The 20420-nt window shown below is 63.8% G+C and carries 14 protein-coding genes; 7 read left to right on the forward strand and 7 right to left on the reverse strand.

Annotated features, from left to right (window positions below):
* The first annotated feature begins 8 nt into the window (after window positions 1–8).
* The 4 genes from QOS90_RS02755 to trhA all read left to right on the forward strand — a co-directional run bounded on the left by QOS90_RS02755 (window position 9) and on the right by trhA (window position 8255).
* A complete protein-coding gene (locus tag QOS90_RS02755; RefSeq protein ID WP_189662490.1) occupies window positions 9–2033 on the forward strand; it encodes a methyl-accepting chemotaxis protein in 2025 nt (674 codons plus the stop codon).
* 9 nt (window positions 2034–2042) lie between these two features.
* A complete protein-coding gene (locus tag QOS90_RS02760) occupies window positions 2043–6986 on the forward strand; it encodes a hybrid sensor histidine kinase/response regulator (protein ID WP_085272271.1) in 4944 nt (1647 codons plus the stop codon).
* Entirely contained in the window at window positions 6979–7452 is a 474-nt protein-coding gene (locus QOS90_RS02765) for a chemotaxis protein CheW (protein WP_027592439.1), read from the forward strand. The genes QOS90_RS02760 and QOS90_RS02765 overlap by 8 nt, the downstream gene beginning before the upstream one ends.
* Window positions 7453–7637: 185 nt before the next feature.
* Window positions 7638–8255, forward strand: a complete 618-nt coding sequence (trhA, locus tag QOS90_RS02770; protein ID WP_027592440.1) for a PAQR family membrane homeostasis protein TrhA — start codon at window positions 7638–7640, stop codon at window positions 8253–8255.
* Between the two features lie 8 nt (window positions 8256–8263).
* On the opposite strand, the gene QOS90_RS02775 is transcribed toward trhA, so the two are convergent.
* The 3 genes from QOS90_RS02775 to QOS90_RS02785 form a co-directional block, all read right to left on the reverse strand.
* Complete coding sequence (locus QOS90_RS02775; protein WP_085272272.1) at window positions 8264–8983, reverse strand: 16S rRNA (uracil(1498)-N(3))-methyltransferase; 720 nt, start codon at window positions 8981–8983, stop codon at window positions 8264–8266.
* Between the two features lie 129 nt (window positions 8984–9112).
* Entirely contained in the window at window positions 9113–10519 is a 1407-nt protein-coding gene (locus QOS90_RS02780; protein WP_027592442.1) for an adenosylmethionine--8-amino-7-oxononanoate transaminase, read from the reverse strand.
* A 79-nt stretch (window positions 10520–10598) separates the two neighbouring features.
* Window positions 10599–11087, reverse strand: a complete 489-nt coding sequence (locus QOS90_RS02785; protein WP_027592443.1) for a hypothetical protein — start codon at window positions 11085–11087, stop codon at window positions 10599–10601.
* Window positions 11088–11296: 209 nt separating this feature from the next.
* On the opposite strand from QOS90_RS02785, the gene QOS90_RS02790 reads away from it, so the two are divergent.
* From QOS90_RS02790 to QOS90_RS02800, 3 genes are all read left to right on the forward strand, one after another.
* Entirely contained in the window at window positions 11297–13183 is a 1887-nt protein-coding gene (locus tag QOS90_RS02790) for a flavin monoamine oxidase family protein (protein ID WP_085272273.1), read from the forward strand.
* A 223-nt stretch (window positions 13184–13406) separates the two neighbouring features.
* Window positions 13407–13958: a cytochrome b gene (locus QOS90_RS02795; protein WP_027592445.1), complete on the forward strand. Its 552-nt coding sequence runs from the start codon at window positions 13407–13409 to the stop codon at window positions 13956–13958.
* 31 nt (window positions 13959–13989) lie between these two features.
* Window positions 13990–14568, forward strand: coding sequence for a YceI family protein (locus QOS90_RS02800; protein ID WP_027592446.1), 579 nt, complete (start codon window positions 13990–13992; stop codon window positions 14566–14568).
* A gap of 71 nt (window positions 14569–14639) precedes the next feature.
* Here QOS90_RS02800 and QOS90_RS02805 read toward each other — a convergent pair whose 3' ends face one another.
* The 4 genes from QOS90_RS02805 to QOS90_RS02820 form a co-directional block, all read right to left on the reverse strand.
* Window positions 14640–16193, reverse strand: a complete 1554-nt coding sequence (locus QOS90_RS02805; RefSeq protein WP_159455776.1) for a M60 family metallopeptidase — start codon at window positions 16191–16193, stop codon at window positions 14640–14642.
* A gap of 150 nt (window positions 16194–16343) precedes the next feature.
* A complete protein-coding gene (gene rhlE2 / locus QOS90_RS02810) occupies window positions 16344–18230 on the reverse strand; it encodes an RNA helicase RhlE2 (RefSeq protein ID WP_085272274.1) in 1887 nt (628 codons plus the stop codon).
* Window positions 18231–18448: 218 nt separating this feature from the next.
* Window positions 18449–19237: a substrate-binding periplasmic protein gene (locus QOS90_RS02815; RefSeq protein ID WP_085272275.1), complete on the reverse strand. Its 789-nt coding sequence runs from the start codon at window positions 19235–19237 to the stop codon at window positions 18449–18451.
* Between the two features lie 52 nt (window positions 19238–19289).
* Window positions 19290–20366 (reverse strand): hypothetical protein, encoded by a 1077-nt coding sequence (locus QOS90_RS02820; RefSeq protein WP_085272276.1) that lies wholly within the window; start codon window positions 20364–20366, stop codon window positions 19290–19292.
* Between the last annotated feature and the right edge of the window lie 54 nt (window positions 20367–20420).

The raw sequence follows: 20420 nt of genomic DNA on the forward strand, positions 1-20420 counted from the left end.
CAACGCCCATGGCTCCGCGTACGCGCAGCATCGCGCAGATCACCGTGCTGTTTTTGGTGCTGATCTTGTCGATCATCCTGTTGTTCGCCAATTTCGCCTACCTGAGCACCCAGTCCAACTACGACAAACAGTACATCGGCCATGCCGGTGAGCTTCGCGTGCTGTCCCAGCGGATTGCCAAGAACGCCACCGAGGCGGCGACGGGCAAGGCCTTGGCGTTCAAGCTGCTGTCGGATGCGCGCAACGATTTCGAGCGGCGCTGGAGCTACCTGCGCGAAGGTGACACGTCCACCGGCCTGCCAGCGGCACCGGCCACGGTGCGCGATGAGATGGAAGCCGTTCGCCAGGACTGGGAGAACCTGCGCAAGAACACCGATACCATCCTGGCCAGCGAGCAGACGGTATTGTCGCTGCACCAGGTGGCCGCGACGCTTGCCGAGACCGTGCCGCAGTTGCAGGTCGAATACGAAAAGGTGGTCGAAATCCTGCTGCAAAGCGGCGCCCCGGCCAACCAGGTGGTCGTCGCCCAGCGCCAGTTGCTGCTGGCTGAGCGCATCCTCGGTTCGGTCAACACGGTGCTGGCCGGTGACGACACCGCGGCCCAGGCCGCCGATGCCTTCGGCCGCGATGCCGGGCGTTTTGGCCAGGTGCTGGAGGGCATGCTCAACGGCAACCCCGCGCTGCAGGTAACCCGCGTCGAGGACGCCGATGCGCGGGCGCGGCTGGCTGAAATCGCCGAGCTGTTCCAGTTCGTGGCCGGCTCGGTGGACGAAATCCTCGAAACATCGCCCGAACTGTTCCGCGTGCGTGAAGCTGCGGGCAACATCTTCAGCCTGTCGCAAACCCTGCTCGACGAGGCCTCGCACCTGGCCAACGGCTTCGAGAACCTGGCCGGCGGGCGTACCCTCGACACCGTCGGCGGCTACGTCCTGGGCCTGCTGGCGCTGGCCTCGATCATCCTCATTGGCCTGGTCATGGTGCGCACCACCAACCGGCAACTGCGCGAGACCGCGGAGAAGAACGAACGCAACCAGCAGGCGATCATGCGCCTGCTCGACGAGATCGAAGAGCTGGCCGATGGCGACCTGACCGTCACCGTGTCGGTCACCGAAGACTTTACCGGCGCCATCGCCGACTCGATCAACTACTCCGTCGACCAACTGCGTGACCTGGTCGCTACCATCAACCACAGCGCTGTGCAGGTGGCCGCTGCCGTGCAGGACACGCAGAACACCGCGCGTCAGCTGGCCAAAGCGTCCGAGCACCAGGCCGCGCAAATCAGCGAGGCGTCCGAGGCGGTGGGCGACATGGTCGAATCGATCGACCGGGTGTCGGCGCATGCCTATGAGTCGGCCAAGGTGGCCGAGCGCTCGGTGGCGATCGCCAACAAGGGCAACGAGGTGGTGCACAACACCATCAACGGCATGGACAACATTCGCGAACAGATTCAGGACACCGCCAAGCGGATCAAGCGCCTGGGTGAGTCGTCACAGGAGATCGGCGACATCGTGAGCTTGATCGACGACATTGCCGACCAGACCAACATCCTGGCCCTCAACGCCGCGATCCAAGCCTCGCTGGCCGGTGAAGCCGGGCGTGGTTTCGCGGTGGTTGCCGACGAAGTGCAGCGCCTGGCCGAGCGTTCGTCGTCGGCCACGCGGCAGATCGAGGCGCTGGTGCGCACCATTCAGGCCGATACCAACGAGGCGGTGATCTCCATGGAGCAGACCACCGCCGAAGTGGTACGCGGCGCGCGCCTGGCCCAGGATGCCGGGGTGGCGCTGGCGGAGATCGAAGGGGTGTCGCAAAACCTGGCTGAGCTGATCCACAGTATTTCCGACGCGGCCCAGTTGCAGACGTCTTCTGCCGGGCAGATCTCCCACACCATGGCCGTTATCCAGCAGATCACCGCGCAGACGTCTGCCGGGTCCGGCGCCACTGCCGACAGCATCCGCCACCTGGCACGCATGGCCAGCGAGATGCGCCGGTCTGTTTCTGGTTTCACCCTGCCGGCACCTGCCGAGCCGCGCTGAGGAATGCCCATGGCTTCTGCCGCTGTAAGCCCCGAGCGCCACGAAACGGTAGCGCTGGCCTGGACCAAGGCCGCCATCCTCGACTGCCTGGGCCAGGCGCGACAGGCCCTGGAGCGCTTTGCTGGCGAGCCGGGCGATCTGTCCATGCTGGCGTTCGTGGTCGACAACCTGCACCAGGTGCACGGTTGCCTGCGCATGCTCGAGTTGCGCGGTGCGACGCGCCTGGCTGAAGAGCTGGAGCTGTTCGCCCGGGCCTTGGCCGACGGCCAGGTCAGCCCACGCGGCGACTGCCTGGGGGCGCTGTTCCGTGGGCTGGAGCAACTGCCGTCGTACCTGGAACGGCTGCGCGGCGCGCGCCACGACCTGCCCTTGGTGATGCTGCCGTTGCTCAACCAGCTGCGCGCCTGCCGCGGCGTGGAGCCCCTGGCCCAGGCCAGCCTCATCAGTGGCACTGCCCAGCGCTTTGCCGGCTCCGATGACCTGGCCAACCTTGACCTGTCGCTGGGCAACTGGCGGGAACAGATGCAGGCCGGGCCCGGCCGCGATGCGCTGCGCTCGGTGGTGAGCGCGCTGTGCGACGACCTGATGCGCATCAAGGAACGCCTGGACCAGTTCGTGCGCGGCGACCGCCAGCACAGCGAACAGTCCGAAGCCCTGCTCGCACCGTTGCGCCATGTCGCCGACACCCTGGCAGTGCTGGGCTTCCAGCAGCCGCGGCGGGTGATCATCGACCAGGTGCTGGCGCTGCAGGCCTTGGCCCCCGGCGAGGGCTCGGTGGATGACGCGGTCTTGATGGATGTGGCGGGTGCCCTGTTGTATGTGGAGGCGACCCTCAATGGCATGGTCGGCCCGCTGGAAGAAAGCGGGCAGGGTGGGATGCCGGGCTCGGACCTCACCGAGATCCGCCAGTTGGTGCTGAGCGAGTCGCTGGCCGTACTGCAGCAGGCCAAGGACTTGATTGGTGATTGCCTGGAGTCCGACTGGCCCCGGCAGCGCCTGCAGCCGCTGCCGGGGCTGCTGCAGCAAGTGCGCGGGGCGCTGGCAATGCTGATGCTGCCGGGCCCTGCCGACGTGTTTGCCGGCTGCGCCAGCTACGTGCAACGCTGGTTGCAGCACCTGGACGTCGAGCCGCCAGCCGATGAGCTGGCGCACCTGGCCGATGCCCTGAGCGCAGCCGAATGCTACCTGCAATGGCGGGTGGCCGACCCGCTTGCCGATGCTCAGCCCTTCATCGAAATGGCGCGCGCCAGCCTGGCGGCACTGGGCGTGGCCTGCGCGGTCAGCGAAACCGGCTTCGGCCAACAAGACTACGGCGATGGTATCGACGATGAGCTGCGCGATGTGTTCCTCGACGAGGCCGGTGAACTGCTGCCGGAAATCGAGCGCCACTGGCTGCGCTGGCGAGCCGACAACCAGCAGCGCGAGGCACTGCTGGAAGTGCGCCGTGCGCTGCATACGCTCAAAGGCAGCGGGCGCATGGTGCATGCCGAGGCGGTGGCCGAGCTGGCCTGGGGCGCGGAGCATCTGCTGAATCGAATGCTCGAAGGCCGAAGCGTGCTCACCCCGGAAGGGGTGGTCGCCTTGCAGCAAGTGTTCGTCCACCTGCCTGACCTGTTGGCCGACTTTGCCGCCGGGCAGTTACCGCAGCTGACCGAAATCGAGCAACTGGCCGGGCATCTGCATGCCCTGGCCGAAAACGATGCGCCACCCGCTGCTGAGGTGGATGGCCTCGATCCGCACCTGCTGGACATCTTCCGCAGCGAGGCACACGGCCACCTGGCCAGCCTCGAGGCATTCTTGCAGGGCGCCGACGGCCACGACACCCCGGTCAGCGACAGCTTGCAACGCGCCTTGCACACGCTCAAGGGCAGCGCCGCCATGGCAGGCGTGATGCCCGTCGCCGAGCTGGCCACCGCCTTCGACCGCCTGGCGCGTGAGTACAAGGGCCACCAGTTGCCCCTGCAAGTGGCGGAGATCGAATGGCTGGAGGCCGGGCGTTCATTGTTCCACCTGGGCCTGGCACAGCTGGACAGCACGCCGCTGGCGGCCATCCCGGGTGCCGCCGAATTGATCGAACAAGTGGGCCAGGCGGTGGATGTGCGCCTGGCCACCCTGCATGAAGACCCGCAGCATGCGCGCCGCAACAAGCGCGACCCGCAATTGACCGCCAGCTTCCTGGCCCAGGCCATGGACATTCTGCTCGACGCCGAGTCGTTGCTGTCGCGCTGGCAAGAGCAGCCGGGGCAGCGCCAGGCGCTGGACACCCTGCTCGATGAGCTGACCAGCCTGGGCCATGCTGCGCACCTGGCCGACCTGTGGCAGATGGACGATGTCTGCGAGGCCCTGCTCGACGTCTATGGTGCCGTGGAAGAGGGCAGCCTGGCCGCCGACGCACGCTTTTTCGCCCAGGCACAGGCAGGCCATGAAGCGCTGCTGGACATGCTCGACGAGGTGGCCGCCGGGCAGGAGATTTCGCCCAGGCCGGCGCTGATCGACAGCTTGCGCAGCCTCTTGGCGCAGGCCTTGGCACCTGAGGCCACGGGCCTTGTGGGCATTGATACGGTCACCCCGTTGCACCCCGACATGGACCTTGGCCTGGGGCCGTCGCGCAACCTGGCGCTGCCGCCAGCGGGCGAGCCGTTGACTGAAGAGCCTGAGAGCCCAGGCGACAAGGAGCTGCTGGAAGTCTTCCTGGAAGAAAGCTCGGACATCGTCGAAAGCGCCGCTGCGGCCCTGGCGCGCTGGCAGGCCGACCCACGCAGCAGTGTCGAGGTGGATAACCTGCTGCGTGACCTGCATACCCTTAAAGGCGGTGCCCGCATGGTCGAGATCGCCGCCATCGGCGACCTGGCCCACGAGCTGGAATTTCTTTACGAACTGCTCGCCGCTGGCCGCCTGCCGCCGAGCCCGCCGTTGTTCGCTTTGTTGCAGAATTGCCATGACCGCCTGGCGCACATGCTCGATGCGGTGCGCCTGGGGCAGCCGCTGCATGCCGCCACGGCGCTGATCGACTACATCCGCAACTTCAGCAGTGCGGCCCTGACCGACAGCGCGGCGGGCCAAGGTGCTGTCGAGGCTTCGGCCCTCGAAGTGCCTGCTGCCGCGCCGGAGCGGGCAGCCGGCGACATGGTCAAGGTCGATGCCGAACTGCTCGACGACCTGGGCAACCTGGCCGGTGAGCATTCGGTGATCCGTGGCCGCATCGAGCAGCAGGTCAACGACGCCCAGTTCACCCTCAACGAAATGGAAACCACCCTGGAGCGCATGCGTGACCAGCTGCTGCGCCTGGATGTCGAGACCCAGGGGCGGATTTCCAGCCGGCAGCCGTTCGAGAGCGACGCCTACGACGATTTCGACCCCCTTGAAATGGACCGCCACTCGCAGCTGCAGCAGCTGTCGCGGGCCCTGTTCGAGTCGGCCTCCGACCTGCTCGACCTGAAGGAAACCCTGGCCCAGCGTGCCCAGGAAGCCTACGGCCTGTTGCAGCAGCAGGCGCGGGTGAACAGCCAGTTGCAGGAAGGCCTGACCGCGACCCTGATGGTGCCCTTCGAACGCTTGGTGCCGCGCTTGCAACGCGTGGTGCGGCAGGTGGCCAGCGAACTGGGCAAGCAGGTTGAACTGGTGGTGGGCAACGCCGAAGGTGAGCTGGACCGCAGCGTGCTCGAACGCATGGTGGCGCCGCTGGAGCACATGCTGCGCAATGCCGTCGACCATGGCCTGGAAAGCCGCGAAGCGCGCTTGGCTGCCGGCAAGCCCGAGCACGGCACGATTCACCTGAACCTGTTGCACGAAGGCGCCGACATCGTCATCGAGATGACCGACGATGGCGCCGGCGTACCCTTGGAGGCCGTGCGGCGCAAGGCGATCAAGCGTGGCCTGCTGGACCCGCAGGCGCACTTGAGCGATCACGAGGTCTTGCAGTTCATCTTGCGCCCCGGTTTCTCCACCGCCGAGAAGATCACCCAGATTTCCGGGCGTGGGCTGGGCATGGACGTGGTGCACGAAGAGGTCAAGCAGCTGGGAGGCTCGATGACCATCGAGTCGGCCCAGGGCAAGGGCGCACGCTTTCTGATCCGCCTGCCGTTCACGGTGTCGATCAACCGCGCGCTGATGGTGCACCTGGGCGAGGACCAGTACGCGATCCCGCTCAATACCATCGAAGGCATTGTCCGCGTGCCGCCTGCGGAGCTGGCGGCCTGCTACCAACTGGATGCCCCGCGTTACGTCTACGCAGGCCACACCTACGACCTGCGCTACCTGGGTGAATTGCTGCAAGGCCAGCCACGGCCCAGCCTGCTTGGGCAAAGCGTGCCGCTGCCGGTGCTGCTGGTGCATTCCCAGGAGCAGTCATTCGCGATCCAGGCCGACAGCCTGTCACCCAGCCGGGAAATCGTGGTGAAGAGCCTCGGCCCGCAATTCGCCGCAGTCGCCGGGTTGTCGGGCGCGACCTTGTTGGGCGACGGCCGCGTCGTGTTGATTCTCGACCTGCTGGGCCAGTTGCGTGGCCAGCAACGGCGCCTGGCGCGCTTGCCGGGCGGCGGCGATGCCCAGCGGCAATTGTTCGGCCCGGCGCCGCGCCGGTCACTGCTGGTGATGGTGGTGGACGATTCGGTCACCGTACGCAAGGTCACCAGCCGGCTGCTGGAGCGTCATGGCATGAGCGTGCTCACTGCCAAGGACGGGGTCGATGCCATGGCGCAGTTGGAAGAGCATCGGCCGGATGTGTTGCTGCTGGACATCGAGATGCCCCGCATGGACGGTTTCGAGGTGGCCACGCGCATTCGACGCGACGAGCGCCTGAAGGATTTGCCAATCATCATGATCACCTCGCGCACCGGGCAGAAGCACCGCGACCGGGCCATGGCCATTGGTGTCAATGAATACCTGGGCAAGCCTTACCAGGAGTCTGTGTTGCTGCAGAGCATCGCCCACTGGAGCCAAGCCCATGCTTGAACTGATCTCGGGCCAGCGCAGCAGCCTTACCGGCCTGTTGTTGCCCTTGGGCGACCGTACCTTGGTCTTGCCCAATGTCGCCGTGGCCGAACTGTTCGGCCAGCGCAACCTGGTGTGCCAGCGTGGCGAGCCCGCCTGGCACCTGGGCTGGATCGACTGGCGCAAGCAGCGTTTGCCACTGATCGGCTTCGAGGCCGCATGCGGCGGCGAAACCCCGTGTGGCGAGCGCGCGCGCATCGTGGTGCTCAATGCCCTGGGCGATACCGGGCTGCGCTACCTGGCGGTGCTGCTGCAGGACATTCCACGCTCGTGCAAGCTCGACAGCCAGCTCAATTATGTGGATGTGGCGCTGGGCAGCCTGGAGCTGGCGGCGGTGCAGGTGGGCGAGCAGGTGGCGCGGGTGCCGGACCTGGTGGCCTTGGAACGGCTGGTGCGTGACGCGGATCTGCAACCTCTCGCAGGATAGGCTGCGGATAGCGCGGTCCCTGTAGGAGCAGCCTTGCGCTGCGAAGAGGCCGCAAAACGCTGCGCAGATCTACTGTGTAATCACTGGCCTCTTCGCAGCACAAGGCCGCTCCTACAAAGGGTTGGATTACCAGAGGACCGCGCAGGTTTTTGGAACCCAGCCCCTCACAGGAGGTCTGTGTTTGCATGTATTACGGTGAACGCTTCAACGCCTGGACCCACTTGGTCGGCGCCATCCTGGCCTGCATCGGTGCCATCTGGCTGATCGTCGTCGCGGGCCTGCAGGGCGACCCCTGGAAGATCGTGAGTTTCTCCATCTACGGCGGCACGCTGTTGCTGCTCTACAGCATTTCCACCCTCTACCACAGCACGCGTGGGCGGGCGAAGGTGATCATGCGCAAGCTCGATCACCTGTCGATCTACCTGCTGATCGCCGGCAGCTACACCCCGTTCTGCCTGGTCAGCTTGCGCGGGCCTTGGGGTTGGAGTTTGTTCGGGGTGGTCTGGGGGCTGGCGGTGATCGGCATGCTGCAGGAGATCAAGCCCCGCTCCGAGGCGCGGGTGCTGTCGATCATCATCTATGCGGTGATGGGCTGGATTGTCCTGGTGGCGGTCAACCCGCTGCTGCGCAGCCTCGGTACCGCCGGCTTCGCCTGGTTGGCGGCCGGCGGGGTGTTCTACACAGTGGGCATCATCTTCTTTGCCTTCGACAGCCGCTTTCGCCACTGGCACGGCATCTGGCACCTGTTCGTGATCGCCGGCAGCCTGCTGCACTTCATCGCCGTGTCGTTCTACGTACTTTAGGCGCAGGGTTAAAAATCGCCCCACAACTGCTGTGCCACCGACAGCGCCACCACTGGCGCGGTTTCGGTCCGCAGCACGCGTGGGCCGAGGCGCGCGGCGTGGAAGCCGGCAGCCTTGGCCTGGTCGACTTCCGCGTCGTTAAGGCCGCCTTCGGGGCCGATCAGGAAGGCCAGGCGTGACGGTGTGTCGTGGCTGGTCAGTGGTTCGGCCACCGGGTGCAGGACCAGTTTCAGGTCGGCTTCGGTGGTTTTGATCCATTCGGCCAGTGTCACCGGCGGATGGATCACGGGCAGGCTCGACCGGCCGCACTGTTCACAGGCACTGATAGCCACCTGGCGCCAGTGGGCCAGGCGCTTGTCGGCGCGTTCGTCCTTGAGGCGCACTTCACAGCGCTCGCTGACGATCGGGGTGATTTCATTGGCGCCCAGTTCGGTGGCCTTTTGAATGGCCCAATCCATGCGCTCGCCACGGGACAGGCCCTGGCCAAGGTGGATGTGCAGCGCCGATTCGGCTTGGCCAGCCAGGGCCTGGTCCAGCGTCACGCGCACGGTTTTCTTGCCGACTTCGAGCAACTGGCCACGGTATTCCTGGCCGCTGCCGTCGAACAGTTGCACGGCGTCACCTGGGGCCATGCGCAGCACGCGGCCGATGTAATGGGCCTGGGCTTCGGGCAGGTCATGCTCGCCAAGGCTCAGGGGGGCGTCGATGAAGAAGCGGGACAGTCTCATGGTTCTGCTCGGACGAAAAGGGATCATGTGACCCTGTGGGAGCGGGTTCACCCGCGAATGCGAAGGTGGGGGCAACATCGCATTCGCGGGTGAACCCGCTCCCACAGGGTCGGCGGCGGGCTTTCGGGCCTAGCCCGGGTCGCGGAAGTCGGGGTGGAAGTTGGCCGGTACGGCAACGCTGACGCTGTCGCGGGTGGCGATGTCGATGCCTTCGCTGGCCACCTCGGCGAGGAAGTCGATCTGCTCGGGCGTGATCACATACGGCGGCAGGAAGTACACCACGCTGCCCAGCGGGCGCAGCAGCGCGCCGCGGGTCAGGGCGTGCTCGAAGACCTTCAGGCCGCGGCGCTCCTGCCAGGGGTAGGCAACCTTGCCGGCCTTGTCCTGGACCATCTCGATGGCCAGGGCCATGCCGGTCTGGCGGATTTCGGCGACATGCGCATGGTCGGCCAGGTGCGCGGTGGCCGTGGCCATGCGCACGGACAAGGCCTTGTTGGCCTCGATCACGTTGTCCTGTTCGAAGATATCCAGGGTCGCCAGCGCTGCGGCGCAGGCCAGCGGGTTGCCGGTGTAGCTGTGCGAGTGGAGGAACGCGCGCAGGGTCGGGTAGTCGTCGTAGAAGGCCTGGTACACGGTATCGGTGGTCAGGCACGCGGCCAGCGGCAGGTAGCCCCCGGTCAGTGCCTTGGACAGGCACAGGAAGTCTGGGCGGATGCCGGCCTGTTCGCAGGCGAACATCGTCCCGGTGCGGCCGAAGCCCACGGCGATTTCGTCGTGGATCAGGTGCACGCCGTAGCGGTCACACGCTTCGCGCAGCAGTTTGAGGTAAACCGGGTGGTACATGCGCATGCCGCCTGCGCCCTGGATCAGCGGCTCGATGATCACCGCGCTGATGGTGGCGTGGTGCTCGGCCAGGGTTTGCTCCATGGCCTGGAACAGGTTGCGCGAGTGTTCTTCCCAGCCCATACCTTCAGGGCGCAGGTAGCAATCGGGGCTGGGCACCTTGATGGTGTCGAGCAGCAGCGCCTTGTAGGTTTCGGTGAACAGCGGCACGTCGCCTACCGACATCGCGGCAATGGTTTCGCCGTGGTAGCTGTTGGTCAGGGTAACGAAACGCTTCTTCTCGGGTTTGCCGATGTTCTGCCAGTAATGGAAGCTCATCTTCAACGCGACTTCGATGCAGGATGAGCCGTTGTCGGCGTAGAACACCCGGTCCAGCCCGGCCGGGGTCATGGCGACGAGGCGCTCGGACAGCTCGATCACCGGCTGGTGGCTGAAACCGGCCAGGATCACGTGCTCCAGTTGGTCGACCTGGTCCTTGATGCGCTGGTTGATGCGCGGGTTGGCATGGCCGAACACGTTGACCCACCAACTGCTCACGGCGTCCAGGTAGCGCTTGCCTTCGAAGTCCTCCAGCCACACGCCTTCACCACGCTTGATCGGGATCAGCGGCAGTTGCTCGTGGTCTTTCATCTGGGTGCAGGGGTGCCACAGGACCTTGAGGTCACGTTGCATCCACTGATCGTTGAGGCCCATGGGTACTTCTCCTGGCTTTGCTGCTGGCTTGGACCGCGTAAGCCTAAGCAAAGCTGGAGGGCACCACAACCGCTGGCAGTCATTGTCGTCGGGTACCGGTCCATTCGAGCTTGCGAATGTGCACCGTGCCGGCCTGCGAGGTGGAGATGGTCAGGCGGCGGAAGGGGCCGTCGATCACTTGTTCACAAGGTTGGGTGACAATAGGGCCGGGCCTAAGGCCCGGGTAGTCGCTGCCTTCGACGGTGAGCCAATAGAAGTTGCGAGGTGCCGGAACGAGCATGTCGTAATAATGGTTCTGAGCATCAAAGAGCATGTGCACGTTATCGTAGGGAAAATCTCTCACCACGTAGTACTCCAGCCACAAGCTTTCGACTTCCTCTGTAAAAGCAATCTGGACTTCAGAGTGTTCGCCTATGACCAACTCAGTGCCATCCTCGCCCTTGAACGCCTCGAAGCCCGACCAGGAGGTGCTGTTGGAGTGAATGGTGAGGCCTGATGGCATATCCAGTGGCTGTTGGTACCTGAGAAACTGTGGCACGACACCGGTGAAATGCTCCTCGAAGATCATGCGCAGGCCCTCCTGATGGGCTTTTGGCGATTGTCGCCAGCATCGCCTGCATGCGTGTGGCACGGCTACTGGCAAAAATGTCAGTTGCCAAAAGGACTTGATGTCGCCGTGCTGGCAGGGTTGGCAGAGCTGACGTATTCTTAACGCATCGCCTCGGGGCATTCCTGCCTCCCTATTTTTCTGTAACGTCTGACTCGGAGTTCGCCAACATGGCTGCTGCTTGGGTGCGCCTGTGCGCGTTGGTATTGATTGGTGTGTCCAGCGGTGCCGCGCTGGCAAAGGACAAAACACCTACGGCTATCGTGGTGGGTGGGGGCCTTGCGGGCCTCACTGCAGCCTATGAACTGCAGAGCAAGGGCTGGCAGGTGACGCTGCTGGAGGCCAAGTCGGGCATGGGCGGTCGCTCGGGCCTGGCCACCAGTGAGTGGATCGGCAACGCTAAGGCACAGCCGGTGCTCAACCAGTACCTCGACCGTTTCAAACTTGAAACACTGCCAGCGCCAGAGTTCGTGCGTACGCCGGGCTACCTGATCGACGGTGAGTACTTCAGTGCGACGGACCTTGCCACCAAGCAGCCCGCCACTGCCGAGGCGCTCAAACGCTACGAGAAAACCCTCGACGACCTGGCCCGTTCGATCGACGACCCGCTGAACCCGCAGGCGACCAGCACGCTGTTCGCCCTCGATCAGATCAACGTGTCTTCCTGGCTCGACAAGCTGCAACTGCCAGCCACCGCGCGTCAGCTGGTCAACCAGCAGATCCGTACCCGTTACGATGAGCCATCGCGCCTGTCGCTGCTGTATTTCGCTCAGCAGAACCGCGTTTACCGTGGTGTCAGCGACCGCGATCTGCGTGCCGCGCGCCTGCCCGGTGGCAGCCCGGTGTTGGCCCAGGCGTTCGTCAAGCAGCTGAAGACCATCAAGACCAGCTCGCCGGTCACTGCCATCGTGCAGGACAAGGACGGCGTCACCGTCAAGGTTGGTAGCGTGGGCTACCAGGCCGATTACCTGGTCATGGCCGTGCCGCTGCGCGCCCTGGCCAAGATCCAGATGACCCCGGGCCTGGACAGCCAGCACCTGGCCGCGCTCAAGGGCACCAACTATGGCTGGCGCGACCAGCTGATGCTCAAGTTCAACAAGCCAGTGTGGGAAAGCCGGGCCCGTATGTCCGGCGAAATCTTCAGTAACGCAGGCCTGGGCATGCTGTGGATCGAGCCGGCGCTGAAGGGCGGGGCCAACGTGGTGATCAACCTGTCCGGCGACAACGCCCGCCTGCTGCAGGCATTTGGCGACAAGCAGATGGTCGACCAGGTGCTTATCCGCCTGCATGCGTTTTATCCACAGGCCCGCGGTTCGTTCACCGGCTACGAAGTGAAACGCTACAGCACTGACGCTGGCACCGGTGGCGCCTACCTGGCCTACGGCCCAGGGCAGATCAGCAAGTACTGGCGCCTGTGGGAGCGCCCGGTGCAGCGCATCAGCTTCGCCGGTGAGCACACTGACGCCCTCTACCCAGGCACCTTGGAAGGCGCCTTGCGCAGCGGTCAACGCGCGGCGGGCCAGGTGCAGGACCTGCTGGCCGGCAAGTCGTTCGACCCGGCCAAGGCAGTGCCTGTGGCGGCAGCCGCAGCAGGCGCCGCAGCGGCCAAAGACAAGGGCGGGTTCTTCTCCAACCTGTTCGGTGGTACTTCCGACAAGGCTGAAAAGAGCGACAAGGTGGAAAAAGCCCCTGCCAAGGTCGAGCCGGTGAAAGAGGAGGCCAAGCAGGACAAGCCAGGTTTCTTCAAGCGCCTGTTTGGTGGGGCTGACAAGCCTGAGGTGAAAGCCCAGCCGATTGCCAAGGCCGACGAAGTGGCCCCGGCACCGGCGCCACAGGCCGCTCCAGAGCCGGTTGCACCGGCGCCTGTGGCCAATGAAACCGCGGTAAAACCTGCTGCTGCCAAGCCTGCCGCGACCAAAACCGCCCCTGCCAAGCATGCCCCGGCACACAAGCCGGCGGCAAAACAGGCGCACAAGCCTGTCGAAGCGAAAAAGGCCACGGTCAAATCAGAGCCCGCGAAGAAGCCAGTGGCCAATACCCAGGCCAAGGCGGGTTGATTGATCGACAGTGCCAGCCTCTTCCTCCTGTAGGAGCAGCCTTGTGCTGCGAAGAGGCCGGCACTGGCAACCCTGAACTCACCGACTATCGTTAATGTTTCCTTAATAGGAAGCTTTCACAATATCCATCGGATTTCTCGATAATCCGAAGCAATTTTTTCCGCTTTTATTCGATACGTTACGCGTTAGTCTGTGCACAGCTTTCACGGGGAAACACGCCAACATGCAACTGCGCAATTCACCTTCTCGCTACGGCGTGGTCAGCATCATCCTGCACTGGGGTGTCGCGCTGGCAGTCTTCGGCCTGTTTGGCCTGGGGCTGTGGATGGTCGGCCTGGATTACTACGACCCTTGGCGCAAGTCGGGCCCTGACCTGCACAAGAGCATCGGCCTGGTGCTGCTGGCAGTGATGCTGCTGCGCGTACTCTGGCGTTTCATCAGCCCGCCACCGCCGGCACCGGCCAACCACGGGGCACTCACCCGCGTGGCCGCCAAGCTGGGCCATCTGGCACTGTATGTGGGGCTGTTCGCGGTGATGATCGCCGGTTACTTGATCTCCACTGCCGACGGCGTCGGTATTCCGGTATTCGGCTTGTTCGAAATACCGGCTCTGGTCAGCGACCTGCCTGATCAGGCGGACCTGGCTGGGGTGATCCACCTCTGGCTAGCCTGGGGCCTGGTGATTTTTGCCGTGCTGCATGGCCTGGCAGCACTGAAACACCACTTCATAGACCGTGACGCGACCCTGATCCGTATGCTGGGCCGCAAAGCTTGACTCTCAACCTCAATTGCAAGGAATAGAAAGGATGTTGAAAAAGACTTTTGCCGCTCTGGCGCTCGGTACTGCACTGTTCTCCGCTGGCCAGGCCATGGCCGCTGACTACAAGATCGACAAGGAAGGCCAGCACGCGTTCGTCGACTGGAAGATCAGCCACCTGGGCTACAGCTTCATTCACGGTACCTTCAAGGACTTCGACGGCAACTTCAGCTGGGACAGCGCCAAGCCTGAAGCGAGCAAGATCAACGTCGACCTGAAGACTGCCAGCCTGTGGTCGAATCACGCCGAGCGTGACAAGCACATCGCCAGCAAAGACTTCCTGGACGTGAAGAAGTACCCGGACGCCAAGTTCGTGTCGACCGCCGTCAAATCGACCGGTGAGAAGACTGCCGACGTGACCGGTGACCTGACCCTGCACGGCGTGACCAAGCCGGTCACCTTCAAGGCCACCTTCAACGGTGAGGGCAAAGACCCATGGGGCGGCGAACGTGCTGGCTTCAATGCCACCACCACGCTGAACCTGAACGACTTCGGCATCAAAGGCCCAGGCGCGACTTCGCAGACTCTGGACCTGGATATCAGCCTTGAAGGCGTGAAGCAGAAGTAATTCGCTTCATTTCAATAAAAACGCCGGGGATGAGCGATTGACGCTCATCCCCGGCGTTTTGCTTTGCAGTGTCAGAGATACGGGACCAAGTCAGTCAACCCCGCCGCAGGCGCTGGAAGGCCCAAGGCCTGCAGGGCGTGCCATGTGGCATCGTTTACCGTGATGACGCCCCAATCCGCCAAATAATCAGCGAGGTTGCACTTTGCGACCAGGGACAGGGAAGTGGCGAACCCAGTCAAGTCGCCCGGGCATTGCGGATTGTCGCGAATGTAGCGATCCCAGGCGGGCAGGTAGTGGTCGCCGAAGCCCTTCCTGAGTTGTTCAAAAATGGCGAGGGAGTCTGGGGACTCCATGTATCGCTTCTGGTCGCGGGGCTTGGCCAGCCACGCTTTCAGCGCCGGCCAGCGAGTAGGGAGAATGTCGGTGTATTCGTGTGTGTGAACGCGCCCGACTGCAAGCGCGTAGATGTTTACCGAGTTCTCGCGGAACATGGGTGCGACGGCATTGACGACGTTCTGAAAGTGATGGCCGTACTCATGCAGCGTCACCCAGCGTTTGTGGGCTTCACCTGCAAGCAATGCGCACATGTATTCGTTGCCAGGGTCACGCCTATGCGGCAGAAGGATTAATCCCGTCGTTGCGCTTGGGTTGATCGTCGACGCTGCCTCCACAGCGTGTATCCACATATCGCTACGCCTATGCCTTGGCGATGAGCCGTCGAGGCCGCAGGCCTGGGCTTGGATGCTCAGCACTTCTTGATGGGAGCGGACAATTTCGGCGACATCGTCAATCGCAAACCGATTGAAGGTGTCGGTGTAGGCAGAAATGGCAACGCGGTCACCGACAAGCTGTACCTCGGACACTGCGTCACAGTGCAATAGCATTGCTAGAAAGTCCGAAGGCGGCGTCTGGTCGAGGACGTAGTACGGAATGGGTTGAAACGCCTCGTCGAAAATCACTCGGCAGCCCGAACTGCCGTTATTGCGGATATGTACCACGCCGCCCAGTGGGTCGAGGGGCAGTATGTTTTCCCCTCGCTGCAGACGATGCTCGCGCATGTTCTGGGTTTGCTGGCTGCGGTCCGCTTGCTGCGCCAGGCCCTGAATGCCGATCGTCAGGGTAACGTTGCAATCATCACCCTCCAGAAAGACCGAGGCGCGGGTGTTCGCCGGAAGCTTGTAGCCGGTGGGTTTGTAATCGGCCCATTGAAGTAGCCATCGATAGGCTTGTCGATCTGCCTGTTTAGTCGGAGTCGGAGTGACCCAGACCGAGCGTGGGTGGACGAAGTAGCTGTTGGCAAGGACAGGAATGGAGGCTTCGCCATCGACGATGCGAACCAGAATGGTGTCTTTGCTGTTGAGGTAACTCGCTGGAAGATCGCCATTATGAAACGTGCCATCGGGCTTCACACTGGCGATGCCTTTCCATCGGTTTTCTGAAAAGGCTTCGACTGCGCCCTTTCTAGCTGACGTGCTGCCACGCACATCGATGCGGGAACCCGCTCTCAACGAAAGTGTTTCTATCAGCGGTCTTGAAACTGCGATTTGTTCAAGGGCGTCGGCGTCGATGCAGTCGACGAGTGCACGTTGCGCGTTGCTGTGCTGCTGGGTTTCTGTATTACGCACTTCTATTACTCAGTGGGGATTGAGCAATTACGATGAGCGCAATGAAACGATGACAAAACTCGCAGGACTGATAGGTTGCGGGAGGGGGAGCATTCGGATAAAGCTATCCGGTGGGCTGTTCAGCAGCCCACCGCATAGATCACTTCAATGTCAGCGATTGCGCGTCAGCAGCGCTGGTCGCTCGCCGCGTGGGCGGCTTGGCAGATCGTCCAGTTGCTCAGGCGTTGGGTAACGATCGAGCTTGGATTCCTTGCGGATGATCACTGGCTGGTTCTGCGGCTCACGCGAGCTGCGGACTGCAGGTTCCTGGCGCGCAGCATCATCGCGCGCCGGGCGACCGCGACCACCACCGTTGTTGTCACGGCGTGCACCGCCGCCCGCGTTGTTGCGCGGTGGGCGTTTCTCGCCGCTGGCGCTGCGTGGCTGGCCACCCGTGCGAGGTTGGCCGCCGTTGTTGCTGCGCGGAGCCGCCGCACCTTGGCCCTGGTTTTGACCTGCGCCAGTGCCACCGCCAGGACGGCGGTTACGCCCCTGGTTCTTGCCCTGGTACGGGCTGACGTAGTCAGCGCGGTTGCCAAAGTTGTCGACTTCGTCATCCAGGAACTCGTCCGGGGCACGGTCGGCCGGTGCTTTCGGTGTGCTGTTCTGGCTGGCTTGCTGCTGGCGTGGCTTGTTGTCACGCGGCTTGCGCTGTTGCGGCTTGTCGCCCGCCTTTTCCTTCTCGGCAGGCTTCTCGGCAGCGTGCTGCCGGGTCTTGCCCTTGTCCTTGCCTTTGTCTTTGCGGCCGCCGTTGGCGTCTTTGCCGCCTTCGCCGCGTGGCTGGTTGCGACCGCCACGGCCGGTGTTTTGCGGGCGTTCGCGCACTTCCGGCTTCTCGGCCTCGACCTGGCTTGCGTCGAAGCCCATCAGGTCGCCGTCAGCAATCTTCTGCTTGGTGACCCGCTCGATGCTCTTGAGCAGCTTCTCTTCATCAGGCGCGACCAAGGAAATGGCCTCACCCGAACGGCCGGCACGGCCCGTACGGCCGATACGGTGGACGTAGTCCTCCTCGACATTGGGCAGCTCGAAGTTGACCACGTGGGGCAACTGGTCGATGTCCAGGCCGCGGGCGGCGATGTCGGTGGCAACCAGTACCCGTACCGCGTTGGCCTTGAAGTCGGCCAGGGCTTTGGTGCGGGCGTTCTGGCTCTTGTTGCCGTGGATCGCGGCGGCGGTCAGGCCGTGCTTTTCCAGGTACTCGGCCAGGCGGTTGGCGCCATGCTTGGTACGGGTGAAGACCAGCACCTGTTCCCAGGCACCCTGGGTGATCAGGTGTGCCAGCAGCGCACGCTTGTGGCTGGCGGGCAGGCGGTAGATGCGCTGCTCGATGCGCTCGACCGTGGTGTTCGGTGGGGTGACCTCGATGCGCTCCGGGTTATGCAGGAGCTTGTCGGCCAGGTCGGTGATGTCCTTGGAGAAGGTGGCCGAGAACAGCAGGTTCTGGCGTTTGGCCGGCAGGCGGGCAAGGACCTTCTTCACGTCATGGATGAAGCCCATGTCGAGCATGCGGTCGGCTTCGTCGAGAACCAGGATTTCGACGTGGGCCAGGTCGACCTTGCCTTGGCCAGCCAGGTCGAGCAGGCGGCCAGGGCACGCGACCAGTACATCGACACCTTTGGCGATGGCCTGGATTTGTGGGTTCATGCCGACACCGCCGAAGATACAGGCGCTGACCAGCGGCAGATCACGGGCATAGACCTTGAAGCTGTCATGCACCTGGGCGGCCAGCTCGCGGGTCGGAGTCAGGACCAGTACGCGAGGCTGGCGTGGGCCATGGCGCTGCGACTTGTCAGGGTGGCCACCCGGGAACAGGCGCTCGAGGATCGGCAAGGCGAAACCGCCGGTTTTACCAGTACCTGTCTGGGCGGCGACCATCAGATCACGGCCTTGCAACACGGCGGGAACAGCCCGCTGTTGCACCGGAGTCGGCTGGGTATAGCCCGCAGCCTCGATAGCGCGGACAAGAGCCTCGGAGAGACCGAGGGAAGCAAAGGACATGGGCAATCCTGTTCTCGTGTGGGCTGGGCCCGTTGGGATGTTCTGCCTGGCGCGACGGGCATCGGTGAGATGCGATCGCGTCCGGTCCAGCTTGGCTTTCACTGCACATCCAGGAAGCGGAGGGCTGACGCGATGGTGCGTCGTTGCCGATCGGGATGCCTGTTGCTAGGCCGAGCGTCCGGGCGTAAGCCTGGCGGGAAGGCCCGAGTATAACAGAGCTATCGCGACGTGCTGCTTTCCTGCTGCTCAACGGCGTTGAGAATGTTTCCGATGTCGCCTATGTAGCGGTGGCTGATGGCGGCGTAGGCGGGGTCCTGCTTGAAGCGTTGCAACTCTTCGGAGAACGCCTGGGCCAGTGCCTCGCGCCCGGGTTTGCGGGTCAGCCCCAGGTATTGCGTCTGTCGGCTGACCACCCATGGCAGCTCTTCGATGCGTTGTTCAAGGCCCAGCTGGCGCATCAGGTAGCGCCCGACCCTGCGGTCGGTAATCAGCAAATCGATACGGCCCAGCAGCAGTTTGCCGAAGTTGGCTTCATGGGTAGGGGCTGCTTCGCGGCGAAAACGCGGCGAATCGTTGAATGCGGCGCCGTAGGTGTAGCCGGGCGATGTGCCGACGGACAGGCCCGCAAGATCGTCCAGGCCGGTGACGGCATGACGGCGGCTGCGGGCCTGGAACAGCACGAACTCGACATCCGACATGGGCTCCGTTGGGTAGACCAGGTAGGGCTTGCGCGTGTCGAACTGGAAGATATCCACAATACCGTCGGCCAGCCCTTGCTCGATCATCGCCAGGCAGCGCTTCCAGGGCAGGAACTGCCATTCCACTTCTACCCCCAGGCGCCTGAATACCTGGGTGGTTACTTCGTAGTCGATGCCCCGAGGTTGGCCATCTTGCTGGTACACATACGGTGCCCAGTCGTCGGACACCAGGCGCAGGCGTTCGGCCAGAGCCAACGGGCTCAGGCAGGCGAGCAGCAGGATCCAGAACAGGCGGGTGGTGGCGAACATGGCCCGCAGATTACGCGCTCGGCCTGCTCAAGGCCAGTGAAGCGGCGGCTGTTCAGGCCTGCGCCGACTTGAGCAGGTGCGCTTCGATAGCCTTGCGCTGTGCCCCGAGTGACAGGCGCAGGCCCGGGTGACGCAGGCACTGACGTAGCTGTTCGGGCTGGATGCGGCCGTTGCGCGCATTGAAGTTCTCCAGGGCTTTGTCCCACCAGGCCGATGCACAGGCCCGGTCGAACTCATTGGGGTAGGGGTAGCTGCCATACAGCAATTCGCGGGCAAATTGCCGCTCGTGGCTGGGCAGGGTCAGGCTCAACGCCTTGTAGCCCAGCCGATGCAGGGTCGGCGGCCGCGGCAGTTGATCGTTGACCCGCGCGACATCGGCCAGTGCAGCTTCGCTCAACGGAGCGTCGCCGTGTTTGCGCAGCCAGGCCTGGATCTTGGCGCGGAACTGGGCCTTGCGGCTCCAGTAGTGGTGGATGACGTCGGTGCACTCGGCCAGCTGCAGTTTGCGGTAGGCCGCCACGGCCAGGCAGAACTCTTCGAGGGTGTAGGCCTCGCGGGCCAGTGGGTAGAACTGGTCCATCATCGCGATGGAGTGGTCCAGTGCCTGCGCGTCTTCGGCGGTGAGCCCGATCACGCCCGAGTTGATCAAGGGCATCTGGCAATCGGCCAGGCCCTGGGCCTGGAGGACGGACAGCAGGTTCTTGTACAGCAGGCATTTCTGGTTGGCGCCGTAGCGCCCGCCGATGGCGTTGCACAGCAGGTGGCCAGGCGCGACCCGCTGGAACAGCCGCATCGGTGACTGACGGAAGAAGGTGTCGGTATCGATCAGCACCGCCATTGCATGCTGCGTCAACACCTGACGCAGCAGCACATGCTTGCTGCGAAAGTGATAACCATGCGGGGCATTCCACGCCGCGCGCGTGGCGGCGTCGAGCAGGTGCAGCGTGACCGGCAGCTTGGCATAGGGCGCCGGGTTGTCGGTGTAGACCTGAATATCCAGCGCCTCGCCTGCCGATACGTCCAGGTGGGCAAGGGCACTGACGATGCTGAAGCAGGCTTCCTGGTGGTAGGTGGCCGGGCCGAAAGCCAGGTAGACGAGCTGAGGGCGCGATGGCTGAGGATGCTGCATGTCAGGCAAGACCTGTTTAACCCGAAAATAAATAAGGCCTTAGTCTATGACCAA

The organism is Pseudomonas sp. LAIL14HWK12:I10 (assembly GCF_900184205.1).
In the GTDB taxonomy this organism is placed as follows: Bacteria; Pseudomonadota; Gammaproteobacteria; order Pseudomonadales; family Pseudomonadaceae; genus Aquipseudomonas; species Aquipseudomonas kermanshahensis.

Excerpts from the sequence above, each read along its gene's own strand:
- QOS90_RS02755 (WP_189662490.1), top strand. The coding sequence starts at position 9 with ATGGCTCCGCGTACGCGCAGCATCGCGCAGATCACCGTGCTGTTTTTG.
- QOS90_RS02760 (WP_085272271.1), top strand. The coding sequence starts at position 2,043 with ATGGCTTCTGCCGCTGTAAGCCCCGAGCGCCACGAAACGGTAGCGCTG.
- QOS90_RS02765 (WP_027592439.1), top strand. The coding sequence starts at position 6,979 with ATGCTTGAACTGATCTCGGGCCAGCGCAGCAGCCTTACCGGCCTGTTG.
- trhA (WP_027592440.1), top strand. The coding sequence starts at position 7,638 with ATGTATTACGGTGAACGCTTCAACGCCTGGACCCACTTGGTCGGCGCC.
- QOS90_RS02775 (WP_085272272.1), bottom strand. The coding sequence starts at position 8,983 with ATGAGACTGTCCCGCTTCTTCATCGACGCCCCCCTGAGCCTTGGCGAG.
- QOS90_RS02780 (WP_027592442.1), bottom strand. The coding sequence starts at position 10,519 with ATGGGCCTCAACGATCAGTGGATGCAACGTGACCTCAAGGTCCTGTGG.
- QOS90_RS02785 (WP_027592443.1), bottom strand. The coding sequence starts at position 11,087 with ATGATCTTCGAGGAGCATTTCACCGGTGTCGTGCCACAGTTTCTCAGG.
- QOS90_RS02790 (WP_085272273.1), top strand. The coding sequence starts at position 11,297 with ATGGCTGCTGCTTGGGTGCGCCTGTGCGCGTTGGTATTGATTGGTGTG.
- QOS90_RS02795 (WP_027592445.1), top strand. The coding sequence starts at position 13,407 with ATGCAACTGCGCAATTCACCTTCTCGCTACGGCGTGGTCAGCATCATC.
- QOS90_RS02800 (WP_027592446.1), top strand. The coding sequence starts at position 13,990 with ATGTTGAAAAAGACTTTTGCCGCTCTGGCGCTCGGTACTGCACTGTTC.
- rhlE2 (WP_085272274.1), bottom strand. The coding sequence starts at position 18,230 with ATGTCCTTTGCTTCCCTCGGTCTCTCCGAGGCTCTTGTCCGCGCTATC.
- QOS90_RS02815 (WP_085272275.1), bottom strand. The coding sequence starts at position 19,237 with ATGTTCGCCACCACCCGCCTGTTCTGGATCCTGCTGCTCGCCTGCCTG.
- QOS90_RS02820 (WP_085272276.1), bottom strand. The coding sequence starts at position 20,366 with ATGCAGCATCCTCAGCCATCGCGCCCTCAGCTCGTCTACCTGGCTTTC.